General features: G+C 40.5%; 12 protein-coding genes. 8 read left to right on the top strand and 4 right to left on the bottom strand.

Going from position 1 to position 6,069, the window contains the following annotated elements:
- The 7 genes from FC51_RS10010 to FC51_RS09980 form a co-directional block, all read left to right on the top strand.
- Positions 1-1,176: amidase domain-containing protein (locus FC51_RS10010; RefSeq protein ID WP_191982921.1), on the top strand; the 1,176-nt coding region annotated here is incomplete at its 5' end.
- 3 nt (positions 1,177-1,179) lie between these two features.
- Positions 1,180-1,506, top strand: coding sequence for a hypothetical protein (locus FC51_RS10005; protein ID WP_057910558.1), 327 nt, complete (start codon positions 1,180-1,182; stop codon positions 1,504-1,506).
- Positions 1,507-1,662: 156 nt separating this feature from the next.
- Positions 1,663-1,872, top strand: coding sequence for a hypothetical protein (locus FC51_RS12280; protein WP_143445256.1), 210 nt, complete (start codon positions 1,663-1,665; stop codon positions 1,870-1,872).
- A 69-nt stretch (positions 1,873-1,941) separates the two neighbouring features.
- The gene (locus FC51_RS09995; RefSeq protein ID WP_057911294.1) at positions 1,942-2,259 is read left to right on the top strand and encodes a hypothetical protein; all 318 of its coding nucleotides are present in this window, start codon (positions 1,942-1,944) and stop codon (positions 2,257-2,259) included.
- Between the two features lie 8 nt (positions 2,260-2,267).
- Positions 2,268-2,591, top strand: coding sequence for a hypothetical protein (locus FC51_RS09990; protein ID WP_057910191.1), 324 nt, complete (start codon positions 2,268-2,270; stop codon positions 2,589-2,591).
- Positions 2,592-2,654: 63 nt separating this feature from the next.
- Positions 2,655-3,092, top strand: a complete 438-nt coding sequence (locus tag FC51_RS09985; protein ID WP_057910192.1) for a hypothetical protein — start codon at positions 2,655-2,657, stop codon at positions 3,090-3,092.
- Positions 3,093-3,230: 138 nt separating this feature from the next.
- Positions 3,231-3,683: a hypothetical protein gene (locus FC51_RS09980; RefSeq protein ID WP_225355054.1), complete on the top strand. Its 453-nt coding sequence runs from the start codon at positions 3,231-3,233 to the stop codon at positions 3,681-3,683.
- 172 nt (positions 3,684-3,855) lie between these two features.
- On the opposite strand, the gene FC51_RS09975 is transcribed toward FC51_RS09980, so the two are convergent.
- Positions 3,856-4,224, bottom strand: a complete 369-nt coding sequence (locus FC51_RS09975; protein WP_057910193.1) for a type II toxin-antitoxin system PemK/MazF family toxin — start codon at positions 4,222-4,224, stop codon at positions 3,856-3,858.
- A complete protein-coding gene (gene mazE / locus FC51_RS09970) occupies positions 4,217-4,459 on the bottom strand; it encodes a type II toxin-antitoxin system PemI/MazE family antitoxin (RefSeq protein WP_057910194.1) in 243 nt (80 codons plus the stop codon). The genes FC51_RS09975 and mazE overlap by 8 nt, the downstream gene beginning before the upstream one ends.
- A 240-nt stretch (positions 4,460-4,699) precedes the next feature.
- Between mazE and lepB the strand changes: the two genes are divergently transcribed.
- Positions 4,700-5,293 (top strand): signal peptidase I, encoded by a 594-nt coding sequence (gene lepB, locus FC51_RS09965; protein ID WP_057910195.1) that lies wholly within the window; start codon positions 4,700-4,702, stop codon positions 5,291-5,293.
- 117 nt (positions 5,294-5,410) lie between these two features.
- Here the strand turns inward: lepB and FC51_RS09960 are convergent, their stop codons facing one another.
- The gene (locus FC51_RS09960; protein ID WP_057910196.1) at positions 5,411-5,758 is read right to left on the bottom strand and encodes a type II toxin-antitoxin system PemK/MazF family toxin; all 348 of its coding nucleotides are present in this window, start codon (positions 5,756-5,758) and stop codon (positions 5,411-5,413) included.
- A complete protein-coding gene (locus FC51_RS09955) occupies positions 5,758-6,033 on the bottom strand; it encodes a type II toxin-antitoxin system PrlF family antitoxin (protein ID WP_057910197.1) in 276 nt (91 codons plus the stop codon). Before FC51_RS09955 ends, FC51_RS09960 begins: the two co-directional genes overlap by 1 nt.
- Between the last annotated feature and the right edge of the window lie 36 nt (positions 6,034-6,069).

Below are 6,069 nucleotides of genomic sequence, written 5' to 3'. Positions count from 1 at the left end.
ACAACTGGTGCGTCCGCTCATGACCAGAGCCAATTCAACAATGTCACTAACAGCCAAAATCAAACCAATGATGACAACAACGACAATGACAACGGTAATGACGATAACAATAATAACAATAGTGGCGGCGGGGGCTACATTCCTGGTGGAAACACCGGTGGGGGTGGCGTCAACAACGGAAGCGGCGGAATTTCTACTGGTGGTGCAACAGCTGGTGCCACAGCCAATAATGGTTCTGCTACTGTTGTATCCAATCCTCAAGGTCAGTCCGTTAATGGGACTAATAACAGCACTGCTGAGGGCATGACAGGTGTCAACGATTCTGCTGGTTCTGCAACTACGAAAACAGGTAGTGCTGTCACCGGTAGAAGTTCTAACCAGACTCAGTTTCAAAGTAACAACTCTAATAAGAACAATGGTGCTTCTGCATCTGTTACTTCTCAAAAACAGCCACAGAATAAGGAAACTCGCAACTCCCATTCTGATCATTATTCTCAGAAATCTATGCATTCAAACGGCCAATTTCAGCCGAGCAATAAGACGAAACAAAAGCCTTATAAGACGACTTGGAGAAAGGGACAAAAACTGGATAGAAATCAGCGGAGAGAAGTCAGGTATGAAAGAAAGCATTGGAAAAAGTATAACAAGTATTATCCTAATTTTAACCCATACGCTAGAGGCGGGGATTGTACAAATTTGGCCTCACAAGATAGGGCCCATGCTGGAGCAAGAATGACTTCGGTTAGTAAACATGCAAAGGGGGCACATTTTTATTCACAGAACAAATGGACAAAGAATACGCGTAAGTGGTACTGTCGCAGAACAAAGTCAACCAAGATTTTTGGGAAGGTAATTGAAAAACATTGGAACTATTCTACTAGTTGGTCAACAGTCAATGGCTTTTATAAATATTGGACCAAAACCAAGCATCGACCACATTTTGTTACAAGCAGTTTGCGAAAGGTGATGTCAAAAGTTCGCGTTGGTGATGTAATCCAACTACATTCGAAGAAGTATGGATGGCATCATACAATAACCGTTTCTAAGGTAACGAAGCATATGGTGTATTATACATCCCATACGCGAAGCAGATTATTTGCACCCCTAACAAAAATCAAGAAAATATTTGGTCTTAGTAGAACAAATCGGATGCGCGTTATAGAAATGGGGATATAAGTGATGAAAAATAATCAGCACACTGTACTTCGAAAAACATTGTATTCAATTGTTGTGATTGTGTTATTTCTATTTCTGGTGTCTACAATATCGCCTAAAAATGCCGTTCGGACAACCATGTTACTCCACGGGGCATCACCGGTTGCGGCATTTCAATGTGATCCTGTATATGCTCCCAAGACGAGTAAAAGTTTAGGCGAAAATCTCTATTCCATCTCAAATAAGTATGCGTACAAAAATGGGTATGGAACACAGATTTCACTATTTCACATGAAGACCTACTTGGGGATCTTTCATTTCGCGGCCCCAACCATTCCATTCTTACCGTAACTGATGGAGTCCTATAATTTATGAAGTCAGGACGTAATGATGAAAACTACAAAAATAAAAATCAGGATTAAACGAATTATTTATACCGTAGTTTCCTTAATACTCATTTTGGGTTTATTGATAACTGTGTTTCCTAAAAATGCTGTGAGAGCAACCATGGCAATCGAAGGAGCTCCATTTTCAGCTGCTTTGAAATGCAATCCTAAATATAGCCAATCAAACAGCAAAGCTTTCAAGGCCACTATCTATACCATTCCACTAAAATACTCATTTACTGATATGAACGGGTTTAAGGTTTCGATGTTTGACGTCAGATCCTACTTATGGGTATTTCACATTGCTTACCCGACTCAGCCAGAGTTCTAACAATGTAGTATTGCTACTAGGAAAGTCAGCAACGGTATATAAAAAATGTTATGAAAGTGGCGATTGATCATGAAAGGAAAATTGGTAAAAGCCTTGGCGGGTGTAGTGATCGTTCTTTTCCTGGTGTGCTTATTTTTTACAGTCTCGGTCAAAAACGCCGTTCGAGCCAATATGATGGTGCATGGTGTATCACCAGTTTCTGCATTTCATTGTAATCCAAAATTTTCTCCCAAGACGAGCAAATCACTTCAAATTCCCGTATATTATGTCCCTGACAAATATCCATACAAAGATGGCAGTACAGGTGTTCGCACATCAACTTTTGCCATCAGAACTTATTTAGGGATTTTTCACGTTGCCGTTACGGCTGATCAATACTTTGGGTAGAGGGGGCGATGAAGCTGAACAAATTCTTGATTAAGTCATTTAAAATGCTGAGTGTCGTTGTTCTCCTCTGCTTTATCACAGTATTGCTGTTGTCACTTTCGCCGAAGGGATCTGTTCGAGTACGGATTCTATTTGATGGCCATCCAGTGACTGCAATCAGATCTGACCCAAGGTACACTAAAGTGCAAAGCCGTGCGCCTCATCAGACTGTGTATACCATTCCGTATAAGGATGGGTATGATTCAAGCGATGAGTCATATATGGTCACCCAGTTCAAGATTCGTCAGGTGTCGGTTTTTAAGATTGCCAACCATCTTGTTCCAAGAATGTAGGAGATCGAACAGCTGACTGCGCTAATGGTGATTTGGATTTCACTAGGGAAAGAGGAAAAGTAGATGAAAAAAGAATGGTATCGAGTATTTCTTCTAATGATCATGACATTTGCTGGAGCACTATTGATTGGATGCAATCAGATACATGCTGCTGCATGGCAGCCATACAGTCTCAAAATTATGGGATATGCAAAGAAGCAGCGGATCCTTAAATACGATGGTAGTAACTGGGGCAACTATGAAGAGATTTATGAGAACAAGTATTTCAAGGATACCAAATCAACTAAGTACAAATATAATCATCAATCTCGAGTGATGGTTATTCGCTATCTGAACAAATCAAAATCCCCTGAAGTAAATACAAAGTACAATTATCGAAAACTTGTTTTCCATGGAAATAAACGGCAGCCAGTTATTCAATATTATTACAAGCTTGGTAATCAGAAGTTTCAGTTCCTGTATACGATTAAGTACTGGATGTTTAAGCCAATCAAATATTAGTCCTTGGAAGTGGGCTATCCGGCGACGTATCGATTCTGGTTGGTCAAGCCGGTTAACCACTAATTAGATCAGTCGCATTTAAGATTCATTGGATTATGGATGAGCATTATTCACAATCATCCATTTAATGAAAGGTCGATGATGAACTTGTTAGTTACCAGACAACATCGGATTACTTTAAAGTGGTTGTTAATGTTAGCATTCTTTTCTCTATTGGTTTTAGTCCAGACCTCAGCGTCTGCCAGTACCAACTGGAAACACTTGGATATGAATTCATTAGGGTATGCCACCAAACAAAAAGTCCTTCAGTACAATTCGGTGAACTGGGGCGAATTTGAAGATGATCGCCAGGACTTGTTCAAGGACACCAAGCATGTTGAGTACAAGTACACAAAGCACTCAAGAACAATGGTGATGCGCTATAAGAATCCGCAACGTTACTATTTGAAGACCAAGTACAATTATCGGAAGTTGATTTTCCGTCATGGTCACAAAACACCTATTATTACCTACTATATGAAGGTCGGTCATGATAAGTGGGAATTTGTGAACACCATTCAATTTTGGATGACGAAGCCAATCCGATATTAACCATCAATGTGATCCTCGAAGCGCGATGCTTCGAGGCTTTTGTTTTCCCGCTAAGTCCTTCCTAGTCTTGTTTAGGTAATTGTGTGATAATAAAAAAGCGCTAACTATATTGAAGTGGTTAGCGCTCGTCTGTGATTTAATTCAACTCAGTGAAATGCATTGGCTTAAGACATTAATCAAAAAAGCCAAAAATATCTTTAATAGCAGTCAAAGCTTGTGCTAATTCCGCCGCATTGACATGATCAACAATCTTGCCGGATCCGGCGACGTAGTCATAACCCAAAAGACCGGTTAAAATAACGTGGCCTTCTATTTTATGAGAAGAAAGTGTAATCTGAAAAGGTGCCTTAATTTTAGTTGCATGGGTAATTGGAAAGCCGACAATCATACCTGTCCGTTGATTATATGCTTTATCACTGACAACCAGTAACGGTCTAAAAGTATTACTGGAATCTGGATTATGGCCACCATATTCATGGCCGGCATGTGGTTCACTATCAATCCAGATGAGATCTCCTTGCTGCGGGATGTCTTTAGTCATTCCAAATGTCCTCTCGACCAACCGGCGTGCCATTGTCTCCAATGTTTTCTTCTTCCATTGCTTTTCGAAGATCATAGTTCGATTCTGCAGTATAAATGTTGTGCCGAACTGGTAACAAACTGATCACACCATTTTCATCCTTGATTGGTTCAAATTCAACATTTTCCCCTATGTTAAACGAAGCAGGAATTGTCACCATAATTGAATTGCCTTGACGCCGCGTTTTTACAGTCATTGTTATCACCCTTTCTATGCGTAATTATATATGTAATTACGCATAGATTCAAGCATTGTGCATCAACTGAATTTTGACTATATATTAATTTTAAGTAGAAACTTTCGGAGATCGTTGGCTGCTCTCACTGTCCAAATATGCCTAAAAGTTAGCCCGCTCTCCTTTACATTGTACGTTGAAAATTTAGACTCGGAGGCATACACTTATAGGCATGCAATATACATACAATAGGAGGAAAAGATGAAAGTTATCAAGAGCATCTTCAGCTGGATCCTGCCAATCGTAATTGGATTGGCACTGGCACTACTACTTAAAACCTACATTATTTCACCAGTCAGAGTGGATGGTGATTCGATGATGCCCAACCTGCAGAACAACGAGCACGTGGTTATCTTAAAGACCAAACCAATCAAACGTTTGTCAGTGGTGGTGTTTAATGCTTATAAATTGGCGCCGGATACGCGACCGAACACTGAATTTGTCAAACGCGTCATTGGCATTCCGGGTGACAGGATTACCTATACCAAGACTGGGCACTTATACGTAAACGGTAAGTACATCAAGCAGCCGTTCATCTCTCGCCAGCAGCAGACCACCGGGACTTTGAGCAACGTTGACGATAATGGTTTTAATTTATCGATTCTTTCCAAGAAGTGGAGCAGAGGTGGACAGACTGCCGTGGTTCCCAAGGGTCAGTACTTTGTGATGGGTGATAATCGAAATATTTCCTATGACAGTCGTTACTGGGGATTTGTGCCCAAGTCTCATATGGAAGGCGTGGTTTATACGTTCCCATGGGATGCCAATCGAAGTGAAATTAATAACTATGGATAAAGTAATGTCCTTCACCAATTTTAGATCCGGTGAAGGACATTTTTAGATTCTACAATATCCGTTAGCAATTAAATTGATACCGTAACGTTTTTAATAATTCGGGAAACGGATGGCGTTCTAAAAAAATTCTTTGAGGACTCCTGAAATGGTTTTGATGATCCCTGCCGGAGCTTGCCCGACTATTTCCCCATTAGATCGTTTTTCGGGATCAATTGCCCAAACATGTTGGAAAAGCGCGGTTCCATGAACTGACTCCAAGTCAATCCTTTGAAAAAACGGTGATTGAACAAATCTTTCCTGCGCCTGGTACTTATCAGATGAACTGATAGGGATGGCTAAGACGGTGTTGAGATGTCGGTTATACTCATCGTTACTAACAACCATACATGGCCGCTCTTTTTTTGTTTCAGTTCCCTTGGCAGGATTAAGATTGATAAACAGTATATTTCCTTGATGTAATTCCATTAATCAAAATCCTCCGAACCAACATCTTCGCCCCAATCTATTTCCGGGGTGGCAACACGCCCGTATTTCTTTTCTTGCGCATCAACCATCTTCCAGAAATCATTTTTTTCGGGGGATGTCCGCTTCACAGTAATTTGGCCATCACTGCCTAGTTCCCATTCAATTTCATCCGATGATTTGACGTTTAGGACGTCACGAATTGTTTTGGGAACTGTGACTTGGTTTTTTGCGGTGATTTTAGAGATGACCACAATATGACGATCACGTTTTGCCATAGCATTTCCTCCTTACTTGTCCTTACACACAGTATA

Origin of the sequence: Lentilactobacillus parabuchneri DSM 5707 = NBRC 107865 (assembly GCF_001435315.1) — a bacterium.
Lineage (GTDB): Bacteria > Bacillota > Bacilli > Lactobacillales > Lactobacillaceae > Lentilactobacillus > Lentilactobacillus parabuchneri.
The sequence above is the reverse complement of the archived record's forward strand: the minus strand, read 5'-3'. Positions and strand labels throughout refer to the sequence as shown.

Excerpts from the sequence above, each read along its gene's own strand:
- FC51_RS10005 (WP_057910558.1), top strand. The coding sequence starts at position 1,180 with ATGAAAAATAATCAGCACACTGTACTTCGAAAAACATTGTATTCAATT.
- FC51_RS12280 (WP_143445256.1), top strand. The coding sequence starts at position 1,663 with ATGGCAATCGAAGGAGCTCCATTTTCAGCTGCTTTGAAATGCAATCCT.
- FC51_RS09995 (WP_057911294.1), top strand. The coding sequence starts at position 1,942 with ATGAAAGGAAAATTGGTAAAAGCCTTGGCGGGTGTAGTGATCGTTCTT.
- FC51_RS09990 (WP_057910191.1), top strand. The coding sequence starts at position 2,268 with ATGAAGCTGAACAAATTCTTGATTAAGTCATTTAAAATGCTGAGTGTC.
- FC51_RS09985 (WP_057910192.1), top strand. The coding sequence starts at position 2,655 with ATGAAAAAAGAATGGTATCGAGTATTTCTTCTAATGATCATGACATTT.
- FC51_RS09980 (WP_225355054.1), top strand. The coding sequence starts at position 3,231 with ATGATGAACTTGTTAGTTACCAGACAACATCGGATTACTTTAAAGTGG.
- FC51_RS09975 (WP_057910193.1), bottom strand. The coding sequence starts at position 4,224 with ATGACTAAAGACATCCCGCAGCAAGGAGATCTCATCTGGATTGATAGT.
- mazE (WP_057910194.1), bottom strand. The coding sequence starts at position 4,459 with ATGACTGTAAAAACGCGGCGTCAAGGCAATTCAATTATGGTGACAATT.
- lepB (WP_057910195.1), top strand. The coding sequence starts at position 4,700 with ATGAAAGTTATCAAGAGCATCTTCAGCTGGATCCTGCCAATCGTAATT.
- FC51_RS09960 (WP_057910196.1), bottom strand. The coding sequence starts at position 5,758 with ATGGAATTACATCAAGGAAATATACTGTTTATCAATCTTAATCCTGCC.
- FC51_RS09955 (WP_057910197.1), bottom strand. The coding sequence starts at position 6,033 with ATGGCAAAACGTGATCGTCATATTGTGGTCATCTCTAAAATCACCGCA.